Annotated in this window: 7 protein-coding genes; all 7 read left to right on the top strand. The window is 69.5% G+C overall.

The features are described 5' to 3' along the window. Positions 1-32: 32 nt before the first annotated feature. Positions 33-329: a hypothetical protein gene (locus tag OHA40_RS11380; protein WP_330233021.1), complete on the top strand. Its 297-nt coding sequence runs from the start codon at positions 33-35 to the stop codon at positions 327-329. Between the two features lie 298 nt (positions 330-627). Then, positions 628-2,217 carry a hypothetical protein gene (locus tag OHA40_RS11375; RefSeq protein ID WP_330233020.1) on the top strand — a complete coding sequence of 530 codons (1,590 nt, stop codon included), beginning with the start codon at positions 628-630 and terminating at the stop codon, positions 2,215-2,217. Between the two features lie 42 nt (positions 2,218-2,259). Then, positions 2,260-2,568, top strand: a complete 309-nt coding sequence (locus tag OHA40_RS11370) for a hypothetical protein (RefSeq protein ID WP_330233019.1) — start codon at positions 2,260-2,262, stop codon at positions 2,566-2,568. Between the two features lie 114 nt (positions 2,569-2,682). After that, positions 2,683-3,009 carry a hypothetical protein gene (locus OHA40_RS11365; protein WP_330233018.1) on the top strand — a complete coding sequence of 109 codons (327 nt, stop codon included), beginning with the start codon at positions 2,683-2,685 and terminating at the stop codon, positions 3,007-3,009. A gap of 17 nt (positions 3,010-3,026) precedes the next feature. Next, positions 3,027-3,551, top strand: coding sequence for a YbaB/EbfC family nucleoid-associated protein (locus tag OHA40_RS11360; RefSeq protein WP_330233017.1), 525 nt, complete (start codon positions 3,027-3,029; stop codon positions 3,549-3,551). An 18-nt stretch (positions 3,552-3,569) separates the two neighbouring features. Next, complete coding sequence (locus tag OHA40_RS11355; protein ID WP_330233016.1) at positions 3,570-22,295, top strand: alpha/beta hydrolase; 18,726 nt, start codon at positions 3,570-3,572, stop codon at positions 22,293-22,295. Then, on the top strand, positions 22,292-22,984 hold the full coding sequence (locus tag OHA40_RS11350) for a hypothetical protein (RefSeq protein ID WP_330233015.1): 693 nt from the start codon (positions 22,292-22,294) through the stop codon (positions 22,982-22,984). Before OHA40_RS11355 ends, OHA40_RS11350 begins: the two co-directional genes overlap by 4 nt. Positions 22,985-23,197: the final 213 nt, after the last annotated feature.

Genomic DNA, 23,197 nt, shown 5'->3' with positions numbered 1-23,197 from the left:
GAGCGAACAATGGACGAGAGTAAGGAGGGATCGTGCGCTACGACTATCCGAGCGACGACGAACTGCGCGCCAACTTCGACGAGCTGCTCGCTTCGGTGCTGACCGGTGGCGGCATCTATTCCGAGAGCGGCTTGGACATGGAAACCGAGGAGGCGCTGTGGACGATCGCGCGCGCCTACCCGGACGTGCCCGACGAACTCGTCGACGCCGCCCGCGCCGCGTTCGCCGGTCAGCTGGACGGTTCGAACGCCGCGGCTCGGCAGGCCGCGCTCGTCCGCAAGATCGAGGAGTTCAATCGCCGCAAGGCAGCGGGTCGATCGGGCATGTGAGCGGGCCGCTGAGCCGACGGTCGCCGACTGCGAAGGACACTGGCGCACCGAGGTTCTGACCGGCTGTAACGCGAATTCCCGGCCGCGAGTTCATGCGACCAACCTTCCGGCATCCCTGACTGCGGGTCTATCGACATCCGATGGAACCCGAGCCGACGCGGACTACCGCGTAGTTCGGCGGCCGCCAGGTGGGTCGTTGTGCCAGGATGGGAGCACTGACACAGCTCGGGCACCGGCGCGCCGCCTCCCGCGTGGGGGGCCGTCCCTCGGTGCGGACGAATGAGGAGATTGCGCCGACGTGACCAGACCAGACGACGAGGCCGACGACCGCGGGGCCGGCAACGACGCGGGGTCCGGCGGCGGTCCCGAGGAACCGACCGCGGAAGGCCGCGACGCCAACGACGCCTTCATGCGGCAGTTCATGGCGAGCTTCCAAGAGCACAACGACGACCCGGACGTGGAATTCACCCTCGTCGAGGACGAGAATCCCGACATCGCCGAGCGGGCCAAGCAACTCAACCACCAGATCGCTCGCGAGCTGGCGGCATTGGGTCCGCAGGGCTGGGCGCGGCTGGACGCGGTGTTCGCGCTGACCACGGCGGCCGAGGTGGCGCAGGTCTTCTTCGCGGACGAGCAGGAGCGCTCGGTGCGCATCCAACCGACCGAGGCGGTGCTCGCACTGATACGCGAGCATCGGCAGCTGTCGGCGCAGCTCAGCGACGGCCCTTGGTGGCGCTTGGTGCTGACCTTGACCAATGTCGGAGAGATCGAGGTCGATTACGACTACGGCGACGAGCCGTTCCCGGACGATCAACTGTTCCCGCCGGAGATCTACCGCGCGGACCTCGAGGTATATCCCCGGGATGCTCTTCCGGTGTGGCTGGCGGCCTATGCCGGACATGGTGACAGGCAGTCGCGCACCGCGCAGGAGGCCGCGGCACAGGCGCGGGCCGATCGCGCGGCGGGTGTGCGCGGGGTCCTGTCCGAGCGGGATTTCCCCGCCTTCCCGGTGATGTGGCCGCGGTGGGCGGTGATGGCCGCGGCGTTCGTGGCGGCCGGATCGCAGTGGGGCCCGCGGATATTGCCCGCGCTCGGCTGGTTCGAGGGCGCCAAGCGCAGCGGCTCGACGCTGTATGTCCTGCCAGGTGGACGGGCCGTGCTGTCGGGCGGAGTGTGGAATGCGCCGGAGCTGGATGCCACCTACAACGGCGGCGATCCGATGCCCGAGTTCTTCGCGGGTGCGCCGGAGTGGGTGGCGAATCCGGTTTTGAATCCGCGTGCGGCCAACGGATTGTTGTCGTTCTGCTACTGGTGGGATAACGGAAACTGGTATCGCGGTGAGTCCTCGCCCGCGGATCAGCTCAGTGACGCGGTGCCCGGTATCTGGACCGCCGACACGGTGGCCGAGGTGATCGCGGGACTGGTGGCCGAGCAGCCGACCGACCGGCAGCGGGCGGCGGTGGCCACCCTGGTGTCGGCCGCCGAGGTCGGCGTCGTCACGCGCGACACCCTGGTGGACGTGTTCGGCGACGACGGGAGTTTCGACGTCGACAGCGCTCTCTACCAGCTGACCATGGCGGGTGTGGCGATGTCGCTGCCCGAGCCGATGGCCGCGGACGAGGCGATCTCCCGGGTGCGCAGGTTCATTCGAGACCGCGGCCTGGATACCAGCGGGTATCCGCTGGACGAGCTGCGGGCCGACCGGATCAGTGTGGGCTGGATGGTCTACGTGCCCACCCAGCCGGGTGAGATCTCGATCGGCCGGGCCATCTTCTACATCGCCGACGACGGTGTGCTGGAGCAGTCCTCGTCGTCGGTGGCACCGTCTGTGTACATCGCCGAGTTCGAGCAGCGGTTCCAGCAGCGCCACGGCTCGGTGGAGGCCTGACCAGGGCGCTACGGAAAGCAACGTCGCAGGAACCCTACGCACATGGGAGAACTGATGGTACGAGGCCGATTTCCCTCCGAAGACGAACTGCGGCGCAACTTCGAGCGTGAACTCGGGTCGGTCACCACCGGCGGTGGGCTGCATTCGGAAACGGGGCTGGACATCGAAACCGAAACTGCCCTGATCGACATCGCCAGAGCGTATCCCGAGGTCGGCGAGGGGCTGGTGGCGGCGGCGCGTGCCGCTTTCGCCGGGCAACTCGACGGCTCGAACTCCGCCGCGCGCCGCGCTGAGCTGGAACGGGCGATCGAAGAACACAATCGGAAGAAGGGGCAGAACCCAAGCAGGTGAACCCATCCGGCGCAGTCCGCGGATGATCCCTAGCCGCAGAGATTTTACGTGCTGGACAGTTGACGTTCATGCGATGATCGAAGGTGGGTGTTCGATCAGTCGAAGGACAGCAGCATGGCAGCAGACGAAATCGAGACGTATACCGAAAAGCTGCGGACTGCCGGTGCGGATACTTCCAAGGCCGATGAGGATCTGCTCAGTATCGTGGCTGCCGCGGAAGGCGCCGCGACGCGAGCGAGCATCGCCGCGGGACCCGACAAGTTCGGCAGCAAGTTCCGCGACGGCAAAGAGGGCTTCGACAACACGATGGACAGCATCAATGACGGCACGCGGAACATCGCGACCTCGTTCCGTCGGATGTCACGGGGCCAGTACCAAGCCGCCGACGCGATCGACGCGAAACAACAGGCCGCGACCGAAAACTTCGACCGCCTCGTCTGACCCGGGTAGGGGGCGGAATGAGCAACGCAAGACGCGATGAGCGGGACATGGACTCGCTCCTGGACGCGTTCCAGGAGCAGATGCTTGCTATCGCCGAGGCCCAGCAGGAGCGGACGAAACTCACCGGGACGGCGACCTCGCGCGACAAGACGGTGACGGTGACCGTGAACGCCAATGGCGTCGTCATCGAGACCAAATTCGCCGCGGGCATAGCGGATTTGAGCTACGCGCAGATCGCCAAGACGGTGACCAAGGTTGCGCAGGATGCCGCGGCAGAGGTGGCGCGCAAGAACCGGGAACTGGCCGCGCCCATCACCGATCGGCGTGCCCGGCTGCCGAAGCTTTCCGATCTGATCGACGGTATGCCCGATTTCGTCAGTGAAATCCCGGTCGAACCGCCGGTATCGCTCGCACCGCCTGGCTCACCCGAGCGCTCGGAGGGCGACGAGGATACCGCCGCAATGCGATTCACCGATGTCGAGGAGTTCGACCACGGTGAGCGTGAGGATCGGCCGGGGAGAGTCACCGACTCCAGCTGGTAGCACGAGGATTACGCCGCCATGTCGATCATGATTCCTTCCTGGCTGGAGTGGCTGGGATGGGTGGCGGGAGCCGAGTGGCCGTCGGGTGACGAGGACGAGGAGCGAGCCGGCGGGGAGGATCTGAAGCGGCACGCCGAGGAACTGCGCACGCGTACCAGGAACACGGTGGAGACGGCGATCAATTCCACCCTGCTCTCCTATCCGGCGGGGGCCGGCCGCGAAGAGATGGAGAGGTCGCTCAAGAAGCAACTGGCGGCCATCGACGAATTGGCCAAGTACTACGACGAGGCCGGGCAGCGCGCAATCGACTCTGCGGGCGAGATGCGGGCGACCAAGCTCAACGACATCTTCTCCCTGGCGTGGCTCGCGGCGGAGCTGGCGTATGCGGCCTTCCTCGGTCCTGGGGCGCCCTTCGCGCAGGCGGGTGCCATCGGGGCGACGCAGGTTGCGTGCCGGTGGATGGGCCGCCTTCTGATGAGCAGAATCGAAGCGATTCTGGCCAGGACGGCGTTGTCTCAGGCGAGCCAGGTTTTCATCAAGAAGGTCGTGTACGAGATCGTCCAAGAGGCGGTCACCGAGGTCCTCCAGGGCACCATCCAGGAAGTGGCGGTCCAGGGCCTGAATATCGAGGCCGGCTTCCAGCAGGGTGGCCTGAACTGGGGCGCGGTCGGCCAGAACGCGTGGATTTCGGCCGTTGCGGGTGGCGCGGGCGGTGCGGCGGGCTACGGCCTGAACAACCTCGTGAGGCATCTGCCGGGTGGTCCCAACGGGTGGGCGGGTGCGGGCAAGGGCGCGATCACCGGTGCGGGCGCAGGCTTGGCCGGTGCCGGTGCGGCCTACGTGGCGACCGGATTGTCGGGTGGTGGTTGGGAATTCGATCCGCGCATGTTCACCGGCGGCGCCCTGTCGGGCGTCGGGCCGAGCGTGGTCTACGGCGCCAGGGGCGGGTCGAACTACTCCGGCGGACCGATGGGCAACGGGCCGGGGCTGAGCCCGAACGTCGGCACGATGCCGGATGGCACGAGCCAGCCTCCGGCTGCGGACACCGGAACCGGCACGGGTAATGGGGCAAGCGCGGGTACTGGGGCGGGCACAGGCAGTGGGGCAGGCACAGGAACCGGTTCCGGTACCAACGGTGCAGGAGCGGCGACCACCCCCGCGGGCACGAATGGCAGCAGCACCGGCGGAACGACTCCGCAAAGTACGAATGGTGCTGGCGCTGCGGGCGATACGTCAGGTGGCGCGCAGAGCGCGAACGGTGCTGGCGCTGCGGGGGATACGTCAGGTGGCGCGCAGAGCGCGGATAGTGCTGGCGCCGCTGGGAATACGTCGAGTGGTGCGCCGAGTGCGAATGATTCCGGTGGTGGTGTCGATAGTTCCGGCGCTGGGCACAGTGCGAATGGTGCTGGCGCCGCCGGTGATACCTCGGGTGGCGGGCACGACACCGGCGGCGACACCTCGAGTGGTTCGCAGAGAGACAGCGGGGCGGATCCTGCCACGGCGGGCACGAACGGCGACAGCCGTGGCGGCACGGAAGGCCCCGGTACTCAGCAGGCCGGACCCGCCGATTCCGGCGCGGACTCCGCGGGCCGATCCGATCCGGCGGCAAGTCGATCCGCACCCGACGCGAGTCAAGGCCCCGGTACCGGCCGGGACGGGGTAAGCGTCGGCCAAGGCCCCGACGCGTCCCATCCAGGCGGCTCCACTCCGTCTTCCGCCTCGCAGCTTGCTAGCCCACCGCAAGGTATGGCTGCGGGCCCGCACGCGGCAGGCGCCACCCCGGGCGCCTCGGCTGGATCAGTCGCGGCACCTGGTGCCGGGACCGTGCCGGGAGCTGGAACGCCCTCGGGTGCCGCGCCGAACTCGACGACACCCAGCACTTCGACGGGCTCGCCCTCGACCACATCCAGCACTGCGGCGAGCTCGTCCTCGACGAGCCCCACCGCGGGTCCTCGGATGTCCGGTGCGGTGGGTGGCCCGGACCAGGGCCGAATATTGCCGTCGCAGAGCGCCGATCCGCAGGCGGGTCGCGCCGGAGATCGAGACGGCACTGTGGCGCACGACAGCGACACCGCGGCGCCGGACGGTTCGCAGCAGCGCGCCGGTGCCGCGAGCCGGACGTCTGGGCCACCCGAGAGGGAAGGGGCAGTCCAAGCCCAGACGGCCGATTCCGAAGCGCCCCGCGCGAGGTCGGAGGCGGACGCGGACCAGGGTGAGCGAGGTATTCCGGACGACGCCGTGCGGCCCGAGGATGTCGCGCTGGTCGCCGGTCCGATCGCGGCCTCGTCCAGCGCGTCACCGGATGTCCGCACCGCCGAAACCAGCCGTGGCCGTCCCAATCCTGATGCCGACCGCCGGACGGATGCCGACCGCCGGACGGATGCCGACCGCCGGACGGATGCCGACCGCCGGACGGATGCCGACCGCCGGACCGGTGCCGACTCCGATATGTCCGGAGACGGCGAGACCTCCGGGCGGACCGCCGCCGACACCGGCAGCGACGCCGACGCCGACCGGAATCGCGCAGGCGCCGATCGGGTTCGACTCCTGCCGGAGGACACGAGTCCGCCGAGTCGAACCGAGATCGACGACGCGGACGCCGCGCTGCACCGTCTGGGTGACGACGCGCGGGCGGAGGATCTGCTGCACGGCGAAAACGCCGATGCCGACGCCGCGAGGGACCGGGCACGCAGGAATGCGGAATGGTGGAACTCGCTGCGCGACAGCGAGACTCCAGACGGTGAGCTGAGCCCGATGCAGCGGGCGGTGGTCCGAACGCATCCCGGCGTGATCGGCAACGCGCCCGGTATCGACGCGGCGGTGGCGAACCAGGCGAACCGGCTGCGGATGGCGCGCGAGATCGAGGACCTCCGGTCGCGCGCCGATCTGAGCCGTGCCGAGCGTACGCAGTTGCGCAATCTTCGGGCGACGGTACGAGCCCTGGCCAGGGCGCACCTGCGGGCTTCCTCCATCGATCCGGCGTTGCCGGTGCATGTGGTGGCCTACGACTCGACGGCGTTCGGCGGGAAGGGCCGCGCCGCCGTAGCTTTCGGGGATATCGATACCGCGAACCATGTGTCGTGGCACGTGCCCGGCATCCGGCACACCATCGCGAACCTGCAGGCCGGTGTGGATATCGTGGCCCGCCAGTATCGGTCCTCGAGGGGCCGGGTGCGTCAGGGAGAGTCGGTCGCCTCGGTCGTGTGGGTCGGCTACGACGTGCCGGGTGGTCGCGCGCAGGGTGTTTTCACCCGCCGGGCTCGTTCCGGCGCTGAACTCCTGGTGCGCGACATCGCGGCCGCCGCCGCGTCGCGGGAGACCAGGGGCGGACCGGAGGCCGTGCCGACCAACAAGGTCTTCGCACACGGTTATGGCATCGATGTCGCTGAAGCCTCGGGCCGGGGCGGCAGGCTGGAGGGGCTGGCCGGTGATGTCGTGCTGTCCGGGATGGCCGAGCCGAACATCAGGGACGGGCACTTCGGCGACGTTCGCGTGCACGTCCCCGATGGCGGGCGCGGGCTGTTCGGCACGATCGATCCGGTTGTACCCGACCGTGCTTCGGGTCCGCCCACGGGAGTGCCGACGCGCGCGCTGCATGATGTCGGCCGGATCGGCGCCGACCTGGTCGGTTCCGTCGAACACCAGGCGCCCGACACCGCGCCTGATCCCGACCAGCCGCCCGCGCACTCGGTGAACAACTGCGGCGAGCTCGCGCTGTGGCGCGCCGCCGTGCGGACCGGCAACGGCTCGATCTCGCTGGTCGAACCGGGATCGATCGGCCCGGAGGGCATGTCCTGGCACGACTTGGAGGTCGCGGCGGGCGGTGAGATCACGAGGGTGGCAGGCAGCAAGAAGCGTCCTGCGCACCAGATGATCGCCGATGGACTGCGGTATCTGGGTGGCGACGCGGCGGTCCTGGTTGTCGACGAGCACAAGGGCAAGGCCGACGAGCATGGGGTGGGCGCGCACGCTTACGTCATGTATCACGACAAGGCCACCGGAAAGATCATGGTGGACGACCCGCTGCGTGGCGGAGTCTTCGAATTCGACCCGGACACTGTCCTCAACGCCAAGTCCACGTGGGGTGTCTTCTTCGGCACCGAAGGTGAGCACCTGCGGCCGCTCGCCGACGGAGGCGCGGGCAGCCGGGCCCGCGGGATCGCGGTGGGCGACACCGAACCGGACGACGAGGAAGAACAGACGGCGGGTCCGACGCCCGACGATGCGCTCGCCGACGCGGTGGCACAGCGCGATGAGCTGGAGGAGAGAATCCGGCGCCTGGCCGAGGACATGGGGCTCACTATTGATCCGGAAGGGTTGACGCCGGACAAGATCGACGAGACCGTGCGGGATCTGTCCGGTGCCACCATGGTCGACGACGACGCCGCTCGCCTGGCCGAAATCGCGGATCTAGCACCTGATTACGTGCATGCCGACACCGAAGTGCGGGCGCTGGAGGCGGGACGAGATGAGAGTTCCGTCGCGACCGCGGACCCTGGCGAGAAGGTCGCGCCAGCTCGACCGGCAGATTTGCCGACCGCTGGGAGGGACGACACCGCCGGGGACCGCGACCGTTCCGCCACCCCCGCACGTGCCGAGGATTCGTCGGCTGGCTCGAACCCTGCCGACAGCGCTGCAGCGCAGCATGCTCCCGCTACGGCACCCGGCGACGAGGTACTACCGGATGACCTGTCCGAGCCGACCGACGCCGAGATAGAAATTGCGGACACCGCGTTGCTGAGACTGGAGCCGGACGCGTCGGCACCGGACCTGCTGCACAGTGACCATCCCGCGGATGTGGTGGCAGAACGAGCGAAGGAACTCGGGCGGCGGAACGCGGAATGGTGGAATTCGCTGCGCGACAGCGATACACCGGCTGGTCAGCTCAGCCAAATGCAGCGGGCGATGGTCCGGGTGCACCCCGCTGTGATCGGCAATGCGCCCGGTATCGATGTCGCCGCGGTGGACCAGGCCAACCGGCTGCGGCTGGCCAGGGAGCTGGCCGAGCTGCGGTCGCGCGGCAGGTTGACGCGCGCCGAACGGCGGCAGCTGCGCGTTCTGCGGGCCACCGAGAAGGCACTGGCGGGTGCGCAACGGCGGGCCGCGGCCGTCGATCCCGATCTCCCGGTGCATGTGGTCGCCTTCGATTCGACCGCTTTCGGCGGAAAGGGGCGGGCCCTGGTCGCTTTCGGCGACATCGATGCCGCTCAGCATCTCGCGTGGCACGTCATCGGCATGGGCCACACAGTCGAGAAGTTGCACGCCAGCTTGGATTTCGCGCTCAACGAATACCGTATGACCTCGAGCAGGCTCGGCCCGGGCGAGCGCAGCGCCTCCATCGCGTGGGTCGGCTATGACGTGCCCGCGGGCGGAAAGATCACCGCGCTGCTACAGGCAGCGACCCTGCGCCGCGCCAAGGCGGGTGCGGAGCTGCTGCTGCGCGATATCGCCGCGACCGACGCGGCGCAGCGGCACGTTCGCGGGCTGTACGGGAAGCCGGCAAACCGCGTTTTCGCCCACAGCTACGGCACCGCCCTCACCCAAGAAGCGGGCATGGGTGGCAGGCTCGCGGGGCTTGCGGGCGACGTCGTGCTGTCGGGTGGCCCCGGTGGTCCGATGACCCATGCCGCCCAGTTCGGCAGCGACGTCGATGTCTATGTCGCCGCCGCGTCGAACGACCTCTTCACCAGGCTCGGTTCGGCAGTGCCCGGCCGAGCGGGCCGGATCCTGCCGATGCTCGGTCTCGGGCTCGGCGCGGATCCGGCGAGCGCGGCTTTCGGTGCGATCAGGATCGCCGCCGAACTGCCGGACAGCAGGCGGTTCTCCGTTGTCTGGCAACGGCATTCGGGCTATTACAAGTTCGCCGATACCCGCACCGGTACGCCGACGGAGGCGTTGGACAACTTCGGATTGATCGGTTCCGGTCGCGGCGGCGAGGTGTCCACCGCGCCGCACCGTCCAGAGGTTGCCGATCCGGGCTGGGTGCAGCGCCAATTGGGCGCCCGATTCGAAGACCCGGAACGCGGCCGTGTGCCACGTGCCGGGGACGGCTCCACCCCGCATCAGGTTCCGGATACCGCCCCGGATCAGCGGACCGACCGGCCGGATACCGCGAATCGAGTCGAGCCGCAGCACAATGAGTGCGCGCCGCGTGCCTTGCGCTGGATCAAGCGTTTGACCGGCAGCGCCGAGGTGCGGCTCCCAGCGGGCGATCTCGGCCCGCAAGGGATGAGCGCGGACGAGCTGGAGTCGCACGCCGGTGGTCGGTTGCGTGCGTACGGCGCGGACCCGCGACTGTCGGACCCGCACGATGTGATGGCGGCGCGGCTGCGTCTGCTCGGCGACGGTGCTTCGGTGCTGGTCGTCGACCAATACCACGGTCCAGCGGACGAACACGGCGTCGGTGCGCACGCGTATGTGCTGACCAGCGACAACGGAACGATCATGGTTCACGACGACAGTGTCGGTGAGCCGCACCCGTACCCGCCCACCACACCCACCCGCGACCTCGCCGGAACCTGGGGAATCTGCTACGACTCGCGCGGCAACCCGCTGGACCCGACCGGGGGCGTGGACCCCGCACCGCAAGATGGTGCATTGCCGTGGCATCGCATCGGCGCGCCACCGGGCGAACCCGACTACGTGGTCGCCCCGCGCAACCCGGAGACGGGCTTGCCGGACGACGTGCGGATCACCCGGGCCGACCACGATTTCGTGCGGTCGGCCGAGAATGCCCTGCGCGATCGACTCGGGCCCACCGCGAACGCCGACTTCCTGCTGCGTAGCCTGCATCCCGGCGATCCGGACGGTTCGGCGCGCACCCGCGCCGAGGTGAACGCGGACTGGTGGCACGCGCTGAGTTTCGACGAGCGGCGCGCCATGGTCGCGATCCACCCGGAGATCATCGGCAATGCCGACGGCATCCCCGCCCGGGTGAAGGACGAGGCGAACCGGCTGTCGATCCGGCGCGACCTGGACGCGTTCGTCGATCGACTCGGCGCCTACTACCAGCGCCATCCCGGCCAGCTGGAGCGGCTGCTCGCCGGGACCGAACTCGATCCCGCGGAGCGCAGGCAGCTGCGCAATCTCCTCGCCACCCAGCGGGCTCTGTTGCGGGCCGAGCGACTGGCCGGCGCCGTGCACGCGGATGTGACGCCGCCGCCGGTGCATGTGCTGTCCTACAGCGCGACGGATTTCGGTGGCAGCGGGCGGGCCGCGGTGGCGTTCGGCGATGTCGACACGGCATCCTCGGTGTCCTGGCATGTGTTCGGCATGGATTCGAGCATCAGGACTTTGCCGGAGCGGCTGAGGCTGGCCAGGAACGCCTACGAGATGACCGTGCGGACCGATTCGGGGATCACCGCGGCGTCCATCGCATGGATCGGTTACGACGCACCGGACAATCTGGCGCAGGCCGCGACCACCGCCCGCGCGGAGGTCGGAGCCGCGTGGCTGGCGCAGGATGTGGTGTCCTTCCAGGCCACTCGCGCGTACCTGGCCCAGCACCGGAACGGCGAGCCGCTGCCGGCGAACCACCTCTTCGGCCACCGCTACGGCGCGACCACGGTCAGCGAGGCCGCGGCGGGCGCTCGGCTGGCGCAGGAGATCGGCACCGTGACGATGCTGGCTTCGCCGGGCGCGGGCCGGGTCCAGGGCGCGGCGGAGTACGGCGCGGACGTCGAGGTCTATGTGGCCAGCTCGTCCCGGGACTGGGTCGCCGGAATGGGCGCCAATACGCCAGGCGGCCGGGGCAGGCTCTTCAACGTCGGCTTGGGCGTGAATCCGGCCATCGACGCCTTCGGCGCCACGCGTATGGCGGGCGAGATCCCGATCGAGGGCAACACGGCCACCAAGAAGACGGTGTTCTCCCGGATCTCGCTGGGGTTGCTGGGCTATCCGGACCCGCGGTTCGCAGCGGGCGCGCGTGTGCACAGCCAGTACTACTGGTTCACCGACGAACACACCCGCGAGCCGACCGAGGCACTGGCCAACATCGGACGCATCGCTGCCGGGCACGGCGACTCCGTGCGGCAGGTGGAACACCGTGCCGCGGTGGAAGATCCGAATCCGTGGCAGCGCCGGGTCGCGTCGCGGTCGGCCGACCCCGAGGCGCAACGGCCGGTCCGGTTCCGCGACGGCGCTCTGCCACCGCCCGAACCCCCTGACGTCACGGCCGCTGAGGATACCGACGCGCTGGTGCGGGAAGCGCTGGCACTGCGCGGTGACGGCGTGCGCGCCGCGGACCTGATGCACCGCGGCTACGCCGACGACTACACGCGGGCGCGCGAGCTGGCCACCCAGAACGCGCTGTGGTGGGATGCGCTGCGCGACATCGCCACTCCGGAGGGTGAGCTGAGCCCGATGCAGCGAGCGATGGTGCGGACGCATCCGTTCGAGGTGGGTAATGCCGACGGAATCCCCGCCCACGTCAAGGATCAGGCCAATCGCTTGCAATTGCGGCGGGACCTGGACGCACTGCTGGCCCGCAGGCCGCGCGGCGGCTCGCTCGCACGCATCTTCCGCGGTAGCGATATCACCGCGCTGGAACGCCAGCAGCTGAAGAACATCATCGCGACCCAAGAGGCGTTGAACCGGTCCACCGGCGTGCGACCCGGAATACCCACACCCCCGGTGCATTTGCTCGCTTATGACGGACTCGCCTTCGGCGGTGAGGGCCGCGCGGTTGTCGCCATCGGCAATGTCGACACCGCCGCGCATGTGGCCTGGCAGGTGCCAGGTGTCACCACGACAGTGGAGAAATTGACCAAACGCCTGCAAGCGGCGCGCGACCCGTACGAGGCCATGGTGCTGGCCGATCCCACCGTCGAGGTCGCGTCCATCGCATGGATCGGCTACGACGCGCCGAGCGGCGCGAAGATCTGGCTGGAAACCAGGACCCCCGAGTTCGCGGAGGTCGGTGGCCGACTGCTCGCGCGCGACGTGATGGCCTACCAAGCCGCTCGAGCGGCCCGTGCCGGGCGCCCCGTCGACCAGGCAGCGGTCGATCCTGCCTCGACCGAAACCGGGCCGGTGGGCCCTCCGCCGCCGAAGGTCCACCTTTTCGGCCACAGCTACGGTTCCACCACAACGGGTTACGCGGCCGCGAACGGGCGACTGGCTCGCGACGTCGCCACGATCACGCTGGTCGGCTCGCCGGGCGCCGGGCCGGTCCAGCACGCTGCCGAGTTCGGCATCGGCGCCGAGAACGTCTACGTCGCCAAGCTCTCCTACGATCCGGTCACCGGGCTCGGTGCGCTCATGCCCGGCCGCCATGGCCGCTTCCTCAACATGGGTCTCGGGATCAACCCGTCGGTCGAGGCATTCGGCGCGCGGCGCATTCCGTCGCAGTTCCCCGCGGTCGGCCCGTTCGGCCGTGCGTTCCCGGCGCACGGGTTCTACTTCGACTTCATCGACGCCGATATCGGCGAGGCCCCGGAGTCGCTGGCGTACTTCGGCCTGATCGCGACCGGACATGGCGACGAGGTGCCGCAAGCGCCGCACCGCGTCGTACCCGGGGATCCCGGGGTGTTGCACCGCGCCGGATGGGCGCCGAAAGACCCCGAGGGCAGGCGGACGCCGGTCCGGCAGGATCAGCTCGGGCACCGGCCCGCTGACGGAAGTCAGGAGCACCGGACGCCGCGCGGCCCCGAAACGGAACGGGCAGCGCCGGATCGCACGGACTCGCAGGACCAGCCGGGCGAGGTGCGGGAGCCGGCGTCACCACAGCCCGGCGCCGAGCGGACCACGCCGGAAATCCAGGGTCATCGCGGTGGTCGTGGACTGTGGTCGGAGAACACTCTCGCCGGTTTCGCAAGGGCGATGGACCTCGGCGTCGACGTGATCGAACTCGACGTCGGGCTGACCAGGGACGGCGTGCCGGTCATCTCGCATGAGCAGAAGATCGACGGGCACACCGCGCGCGACACCGGCCCGGTACGGCCCAACGATCCGCAATACCCGTACGTGGGCAAGCCGATTCGCGAGCTCACGGCCGAACAGGTCCGCACACTCGACACCGCGGTGGTGAACAAGTCGTTCGCCGGAACCCAACAGGCCGCGCCGCGCGGCAGCGGGGTGCCCACCCTGGCCGAGGCGGCGGCGCTGGCCTCCGGCCGCGGCGTGACGCTGGCGGTGGAGATCAAGACCGACCCCTCGTGGACCGACGCGGAAGTCCATGCCGTGGTGGCGGCGACGGTGGAGTGCCTGCGCGGCTACGACGTGCCGTATCGGCTGCTCGGCTTCGACTGGCGGGTGCTGACGCGCGCCGCCGAGCTGGCGCCGGACGTCGACCGTGTCGCGCTGGTGAGCTCGCGCACCGCCATCGAAGCGTGGCTCGGTGTCGATCCCGGCGTCACCGGGGCAGGCCGGGTCCGTGGCATGGCGGCGCAGGTGGTCGGCCCGCGCCGTTCGCCGGGCGGCGACATCCCTGCCGCCGCACGGCAAGCGGGCGCGACGATGCTCTCGCCGGAGCGTGCCATGGTGACCGACGAGTTCCTGCAGCAGGCCGCCGACGTGGGCATGCCGGTGGTGCCCTACACGGTCAACGATCCGGATGAGATGCGGCGCCTGATCGAGGAAGGCGTCGCGGGGATCGTCACCGATTTCCCGGACGTGCTGCGCGCGATCTTGGTCGAGCAGGGCTACGAGGTGCCGGAATCGGTGCAGCCGCAGGGGGATTACGGCCCGGAGGATCCGCCGCCCGCCCCCGGCCCGCACGGTCGTGGTCCAGATCGAGGCCCGAGCGACCGCGGCCCGAATGATCCCGGCGACACCCAGTCGGCGGCTTCCGACCCGCACGAGCCGGGGCCCGGCGATAGTGATCAAGGCGGCGCGGATGCGAAGCCGCCCCACCTCGGGCCCGCTCTTCCGGTGGATCACGGATTCACCGAAGAGCAGCAGCGGCTGGCCGACACGGCACTCAGGGACGGCGGCTTCGACAGCCCGGATGCGTTGCAGCGCAGTGGAACCCGCCGTATCGCCGCCTCCGCCCGGCAGCGGGCGACCGAGAACGCCGACTGGTGGCATGCGCTGGCCGATCCGGCCCGCCCCGGCGAACTGAGCGCGACACAGCGGGCTCTGCTGCAGGTCTACCCGCATCAGATCGGCAATGCCGACGGCCTGCCCGCGCATGTGCGCAACGACGCGAACCGGCTCGCGATCACCCGCGACTTGGAGGCGTTCCTCGCGCGACGGCCCGAAGGACGCGGCATGTGGTGGTCGCGCGCCGTGCTCAGCGCGGCGGAACTGAAGCACCTGAGCAACCTGGTCGTAACCCGGAACCACCTGGTGCAGTTGGATCAGCAGGCGCGTCGGTTGCCGGGCAATCCGCCAGTACACGTCCTGTCCTACGACGCCACGGCGTTCGGCGGTGACGGCAAGGTGGTCGTCGCGCTCGGCAACATGGACACCGCCCGCACGGTGAATTGGCATGTACCCGGCACCAATACCACCCTGCAGTCGTTGCATTACCAGTTCACCCCGCTGCGCCACCTGTACGAAGAGACCAAACGGGTGGACCCCGATCTGGAATTGGCCTCGGTCATCTGGATCGGCTACGACGCGCCGACCGGGCCGGTCAATACCGGGTACGTGAAGGCGGCCTTCCGCGGTCGTGCGCAGGCGGGCGGCGATCTCCTGCTGCACGAGATCGCGGCCTTCCACGCGACCAGGGATCACGCGGGAACCGCTGGCCCGCAGCGGCTGACGAACCGGATCTTCGCGCACAGCTACGGTTCCGTCACCGCCAGCTTCGCGGGCAAACACGGCAGGCTGGCCGGACTGGTCGGCTCGATCACGCTGTCGGGTTCCCCCGGTGCGGGCCCGATGCGCAGTGCCGCCGCGTTCGGCATCGGTGCGCAGAACGTCTACGTCGCTGCCTCCTGGCGTGATCCGGTGACCGGGTTCGGCGCCGACCAACCGGGCGGGTGGAGCCGTTACCTCGGTACCGGGCTCGGCCTCGGTATGGATCCGTCCTCGGAAGCATTCGGCGCCAGGCGAATTCGCGCCGAATTCCCGCGGTCGGAGAACTTCGGCAATGCCGAACAGGTGCACCAGGGCTACCTGCGACCCAGCGATCCCCGCACCGGGCGGCCCACCGAGTCCCTGGCCAACTTCGGCCGGATCGCCGCGGGGCGCGGCGACACCCTGCCCCCCGTGGATCATCGCCGTCCGCCGCCGGATCCGGGTTGGGCACAGCGTCGGGTCGGCACCGCGCCGATCGACGTCGAGCGCGGCCGTTACGACGACGGCACCAGCGATACCAGGGCGCCGGACCAGGCGCCGCGCTATGTCCCGCACGTCGTGGAGGCCGGTCCGCGTGACTGCGCCGTTCGGTCGCTGCGGCTGATCCAGGACCGAACCGGCAGCCGGGCGATCAATGTCCCCGCGGCCAGTGACGTCGGCCTGGACGGCATGCGCTGGCAGGATCTGGAAACTCATGCGGGCGGACGGCTCCGGGCCGAAAGTCACGCGACCATCGCGGCACGCCTGCGGCGCATGGGTAACGGCGCGACCACCCTGGTGGTCGACGAGTATCGCGGCGTCGCCCAGCGCAATGACGGCGTCGGCGCGCACGCCTACGTGATGACCAACGACAACGGCACCATCCTGGTGCGCGACCCGGCGACGAACGAGGTCCGCCGCTACCAGGACTGGACTCCGCCTCCCGGCGTCGCGGGAACGTGGGGAATTCACTACGACGCCGCCGGTGTTCCGCAAAACCCGCATGACCTCGGCGTGGACGATGGCTTCCGTCCGGCGAGTCTCATCGGTGCAGCGCCGCACCCGCGCGGCGATCCCGATGCGCAACTCGCGCGGGCGCGCGCCCAATGGACCGCGGTGGAAGAGGCGGTGCGTGCGAAGGGCGAACCGGTCCGCTACGAGCGCATTCCGACCGGGCCGGAGAGCAACGCCGTCTACATCGTCGAATTCGCCGATGGCAGCAAGTGGGTCTACAAGCCCACATCCGGCCAGACGTTCGGCCAGATCCAGGTGCTGCCGTCGGGCTCGGTCATCCGTGAAGTCGCCCGCTACCGAAGGGATCTGCTGCTCGGATACGGGCACGTGCCGCCGACCATCGCATGGACCGGGCGTTCTGGCGAGGGTTCGCTGCAGGAACTCGTCCGGGCGCTGCCGAGCAGCCCGGTGTCGGCGTATTCGCCGGCGGAGCGGCACGCGGTGGCGATCGGGGTCTACATCGACGCCGATCAAGATCACAACGATTATCTCACCGCGGCCGGTGACGCGCGCCGCCCGCGCGGATCTCTCGTGATCCACGATGGTGAGCACACCGCGCCGCTGGACACCAGCCGCATCGGCATCCGATCGAGTTTCGTGGTCGACGCGCTGCACGAGTCGCTGCATCCGGATCCGCTCGCGGCGGCCAGGGAACTGCATCCGGATGCGTTGCGCGCCGTGCTCACCGAGTTGGGCATCGAGCCGGAAGCCGTGGACGGCGAAGTCCGGCGGCTGGCGGAAATCCAGACCGACGGCGTGATCAGCGGCAGAGAATGGCCGGGACGGATCAGGGACGTCCCGCGCATCGCCCCGCCCCCGGAGCCCGAAGTCGCGCCCGCTCCCGAGCCGGAGAGCACCGAGCCCGACGCCCGCGCGGACGCACCGAGCCTGTGGCGGCGCATCCGCGGCCTGTTCTCGGGCGACAGCGGCACCGCGCCGGACGCGGAAGTCATCGACGGTACTAGCGAACGACACGTACCCGACGACACCCCGACCGACAGCGCCCGCTATCGCAATGACTGTGCACCGCAGTCACTTTCGCGGGTGGTCGAGCTGACCGGCAGCACGGTCGTTCGGGTGCCGGAGGCGGCGGTCGGCCCGGAGGGAATGACGGCCGATCAGCTGGAGGATTCGGCCGGTGGACGTTTGGAGAGCTTCGACTCGCGCGACGCGATCGCCGACCGGCTGCGCGGAATGGACGACGGCGCGACGATTCTGGTGGTCGAGGATTACCACGGCCCCACCGACCGGTACGGCGTCGGCGCGCACGCCTACGTCATGACCAACGAGGGCGGCACCATCGTGGTGTACGACTCCGCCCTCGGCTTCCCCCACCCCTACCAGCCCGGGCAGCCCACCCCCGACGTGCGCGCCATATCGGGCATTGTCTACACGCCCGACGGCACGCCGACGCGCTCCATCGAGACGTTCGGGCCGGAGACCTCCGCGCGCCCGGTTTCGCGGATCGGTCAGAGCCCTGACGAGCCCACGGTTGATCCGCCCCCGCCAGAGCCGCACAGCGGTCCGCCCGCCGACCCAGGCGAGCAGGAAACCGATCCGGTCGCCCACACCGAGTCGGCCACGCGTACTTCCGGTCCCGAGCCGGGACACGATGCGGCGACCGATCCGCCCGCGGAAACGGACCAGCCCGCCGAGGAGCGCGCGGACCGGAATCCGCCTCCCGCAGGCCGCAAGGACGCCCCGACTGAGGGCGACGACAGCACGCCGCTGTCCGCTCCGTCGGCGACCGGCGCCAAGGACGCGCCCACCTGGACCATGACTCCGGCGGAGCTGGCACTGCTCGACATGGGACCGGTGCTGCGCGTGGAGGTACTGGAAACCGGCCGATTCCATCTGAACGAGGTGCTGTTGGTGCACTTCGAGAGGGGCACAGCGGTGTACCGGCCCGGCGCGCGTGAGCCGATACCGGGGATGGAGCTGCCCGCGGCGGGGCCGGTGGCCAGCGAGGTCGCCACCTTCCGGTTCGATCATCTGCTCGGGTTCCACCAGGTTCCGCCGACCGTCCCCTACGACGGAAGCCGCGGCCATGGATCGCTGCAATATTTCGTCGCCGAGCTGACGGAAACGCTTGCGCCGCAGGAATATTCCGTTGAGCAGCGGTTCATGACGGCGATCCGGGACGCCATCACGGGCGAGTGCGACCGGCAGGACAGCGACGGTACCGCGGGTGCGATCGCCATCGCGGCCGACAACGACTTCTCGTTCCCCGAGAACCCGGGTTCGTTCGTCGTCGCCGATCCGGATCTGATCCTCACCGACCGCCCGGATGTGCGAACCGATCTGCCGTTCCTCGGCACCAGGTTCCCCTACCTGCTGGAAATGATGGATCAGCCGATCCCGCCCGACATATTGGCCAAGGTCCGCGCGGTCACGCGCGCGCAAGCGGAGGCGGTGCTCGTGGAACTCCGGCACTCGCCCAGCGCGATCGATGGCGCGCTGCACCGCCTCGCGTCGATTCAGGCCCGCGGCATGATCACCGCGGAAGCCTGGGCGTACACCGGCCCGCCACCGCGCCGAAGCGACGGGATCGGCCACGCCGACGAGACGACGCCTGACCGACCGGACGATATCGCGCCTGGCGACGGACCGGCCCCGACGTCGGCCCGGTCCGGTCGCGCCGACGAGGGTTCCGCGACAGCGGTCGGCCCGATGAACCGGGGCGCGGACGAGGGACCCGCCCCGGACGCCGACCGACTGGACGACGGCCGCACATTATCCAGTGCGGCAACCGAATCCGCGCGCGAAGTGCCGATCGACGACGACTTCGCCCGATGTGGCACCGCGGAAGAGGTCGGCGCACTGCTGACCGCGAAACATGGTCTGGCGGCAGTGGGATTCGACACCCGTCGGCTGCCCGATGGCCGGGTCATCGATGTGGAGGCGGCACGCGAATTCGCCAGGGCGCTGGACGCCCAGCTCCACAAGCATCCCTGGCTGGATATTCGCCAGGCGCACATCGGGCCGACCGACGATCCGGAGAACTTCGCCGAGACCGAATACGGGGTCGAGAACGGCAGGCTTTATGCGAAGTCGATCGTCCTCAACGAGCTGTACGCCGCCGATCCCGAGCGCGCCATGCGGGAGTGGGCCGAAGACCTCGCCACCGGACACCACGTGGGCCCTGAAAACCGGCCTTGGTACGGCAACATCGTGCACGAGATCGGCCACGCGGCGGACTACGCGGGCGGTGTCGCAGCCCGGCGGGAGGCGCCGTTCGCACTGCTCGAGCGCTATCTGTCCCTGCGAGGTCAGGAAGGCGTCCAAATCGAGGCGGATATCGACGGCTACGAGAACTGGGTGCGCGAGCAGTTCAGCAGGTACTGCTTCGACGAGCGTGGCGATCTGAAGTTCGGCGAGGCATTGGCGGAGGCGTACGCCGCCGTCGAACACGACGATACGGATATCACCGAGGGCGAAGCGGTGCTGTACGACCTGCTGATGCGGCATGCCGGAGTCGCCTCCGACGCACAGGTCATCATGTCCGACCTCGATATGCCCGAGTCGGGCAGGGAAGCCGTAGCCCCAGAAGGTGACCGCCACCACGGGACAGTCGGCAATCTGGGTGAGTTCCGCGGCGACGCACGTGAGCCCGGCCGCGCCGCTTGGCGTCAATCCGTTCTGATGCGCCAGGTCGAAGGCGCCCTGCGGCTGATCGCCCCGGACGACGTGAGCTGGCTCCGGCCGCGGCCGGTGGGTCCGGCGGGATCGATGGGCCGCGTTCGCGAAGACGGGTATTTCACGCTGCCGGACGGACGGCCGGTGCACCTGCGCGTCGGTCAGGTCAGCGCGGAAGCGGTCGCCGAATATCACGAGCGCGCCGACCGTTCGGCCTTCGATCTGACCGTGTCGGACCGGGCCCGCTCGCGGGACTTCGCGCGTGCGGTGGCCCATCTGCTGGTGCAGATCCGGTCGGCCACCGATCCCACCTTCCGGCATCCCGGCGGGCGCTACGCCGAGCTCAAAGTGGTTGCCGCCCACTTGGACCAATCGATCTTCGATCCGGCACGCTCGAATCTGACGCCGGACTACCGCAGGGATCTCGCCGATCTGCTCGGCCATCTCGGGATCACCGCCGACCCGGTCGGCGAGGCCACCGAGCTGCTGGCCGAGCACGATCCCGAGTTGGCGCGGCGGATCGAACTGGAGTACGGCGGTGTCGCGGCCGCCCGCCCGGTCTTCGGACTTCTGCTGACCGCACCGGCCTTCGGCAACGCGGCCAGGGCACATCTGGCCCGCCTCGGTGAACTGCTGCGCGGCGAGTACGCGCCCGACATGCTGACCATCGAGGCGTTGGCGCTGCACGGACGGATGCACGAGGAACAGGTACGCCGCATCTTCGACCCGATCTACCTGGATTCCACCGCTGACGCCGCGCGGCGAACCGTGGACAAGGATGTCCTGATCGAGGCGCTGAACCCGCTCAAGGCGGCGATCAACGACCCGCTACCGCACGGCCCGCAGCGCGCGGCCGCGATCGAGGCGGCCATCGACGAGCTGCACGCGTCACCGCTGATCACCGACGAGCTGCGGGGCGCGGTGAATTGGGCGCTCATGCGCCAGGCCGCGTCCGCGTTGGCGGCGATGCCCGACTGGATCGGCGGCGTGCTGGACCGGACCACGGGACAGGTCGAGATCCGGGCGCATTCTCCGGGCACGGCGATGTCTCTGCTGGACTTCCTGCACTCCGTGGATCGAGCGAATCGCGGTGCGGCACAGCATGGTTTGAACGCCGAGTACGTCGTCGTGATCCACGACCAAGCTGACGGACGGTCCTCGGTGGAGGTGCTCTCCCGCCCGCTGCCGGCCTACCGACTGCCCGCCGAGCGCAACGATCCGGTGCTCTTCGCCGCCCGTCCGTCGGTTCCCGCGGCGCGCGCGGGCGGGCACACCGTCGACGTCGGCGTGGGGCGCAGCGCGTTCGCGGTGGAGCTCACCCCGACCCAGGACACGATGGGCCGCGGCCTGATTCTGCAGACCGAATTGCCGCAGGACTTCGCCGACGCCGGGCAGCGCCGCCGCAACCTGGGTGTCCTCGATCCAGGTCCGCTGCCGATGCCGGGTGCGCTCGTGCTGTTCGCCGACCTGCTCACGCACGGCGAGGTGCTGGCGGCGGGCGGCAACGGCGGTGTCGCCAGGTTCTACATCAACAACGTCAGCGCGCACTACACCGCCGCCCAGTACGACGCGTTGGCCGCGCAACTGCCGCGGACCCTGGCGCCGGGCGCGCGCATCGAAGTGCAGTGGGACATGACCTCGGAGCGCGCCGAGGGCGGCAGGCCGGGCGACCGCGGACACATCCAGGGCGATCTGCTGATGGAAGCGATCCAGCGGGTTCTGCCGCCCGCGGTCGGCGGCGCCTTCCGGGCCGTGGAGCACACCGTCTTCGACCCTCCGGGCAACGAGGACTACCTGTACTCGATCGATGCGGGCGCGAGCAACGTCCTCAACGCCGGGACGATGGCGCTGTACACGCCGCCGAAACCCGACCACCGCATGGTGATCGCCTACGAGCCGGACGCGGGCGCGCCGGTGGCGGCACTGGAGCGGGTCGCGCCCGTCGCCGACGTCGACGCGATCCTGGCCCACGACCGCAGACCGGAGGCACTGGCCCACCCGACCGGAGATCCGGCGACCGCGCATCTGCCGACGCTGCGTCAGCACTACATCGCGGAGGTGGGCCGCCTCCAGGCCGTTGAGGACGCGCTGCGCGAACGCGGTGCGTCCGACGAGGAGATCGCCAGGACGCTGCAGAACGCTCGCCGGGAGATCGGCGCCTTCTACAAGACCCAGGACTACGGTGAATTGGAGCATCTGAAGGATCGGATCCGGAGGCGAAACATCCGCGAGTACAAAGACCCGCTCGGCCCGACCGTCGAATATCTGCGCGAGGTCAAGGGCCTGCGCTGGGCGCAGATCATCGCGGGTGCGAAGCGGGCGGGTGGTGCCGATCTCGGACTCGGTCGTGACGAATCGGGAGGCAGCGCGTGACCGCGCCGCGGGCTCGGCTCGACCGGGCGGCGGAGCGGCTGCGCGACTACCTTTTGTGGTTGGCCGCGCGGCTGACGCCCGGCGTGACCCCGCAGGTGTCGGTGCCGGACCATCCGGTCGCGGTGGACTGGCACGAGCCGGTGCGGTATCAGTACCGCGTCAGCGCCCGCGTGCATCCGCCCGGTGCCGTCTACGACCCGGCCGTGGTGCGCCGGGCGGTCGCCGCGCTCACCGAGGCCGGATGGTCGGTCGAAGTCGAGCGTTCCGCGGATGAGTCCGGGGCGGTGCAGTCGACGGTCATCGGCAATCACGACGAGTTCGTGGTTCGCATTCGCGTGCAGGAAGGGTATGGCGGTGTCATTTTCACCGGCGAGACACCGATTGTCGCTGTTCCCGAAGAGGATTCGTTCGTCCCGCCCCAACCGGTCGTCACCGCGGCGACCGTCGGCGCGGGCGCGGTGCTGTGCTACGAGTGCGCGGGTCTGGGCTGGTGCCCCGCCTGTCAGAGCCGCGGCTGGACCGCCACCGGTCCGTCCGGTCGGCAGCGCTGCCGCGAATGCTTCGGCGCCAAGGTCTGCCCGGTCTGCCGTGGGGCAGGCGAACTCGTGATCGCCGAGCTCACCTCGGGCGATCGGGCCCACTATCCCGATCTCCCAAGGACTTTCGACCAAGGCCGAGCCGATGGGTGAACCAGCGGCCTTCAGGATGGACGGTGATGTCACTTGCTGGACATCGGTTGTTCGGATGAACCTTCGACACTTCGTTCCGGAAGGAGAGGTTGCGGCGAGAGCATGGATGGGATGATCAGACGATGGTGCTCTGTGCCGGGGTAAATCCGGCTCGGCATCATCGGCCACACGGCGCGCCGGGTATGCCCCGAGGAATGTAGCTTGGGGATACAG

Origin of the sequence: Nocardia sp. NBC_00508 (genome assembly GCF_036346875.1) — a bacterium.
In the GTDB taxonomy this organism is placed as follows: Bacteria; Actinomycetota; Actinomycetes; order Mycobacteriales; family Mycobacteriaceae; genus Nocardia.
This window is presented reverse-complemented; position numbering and strand designations above follow the sequence as displayed.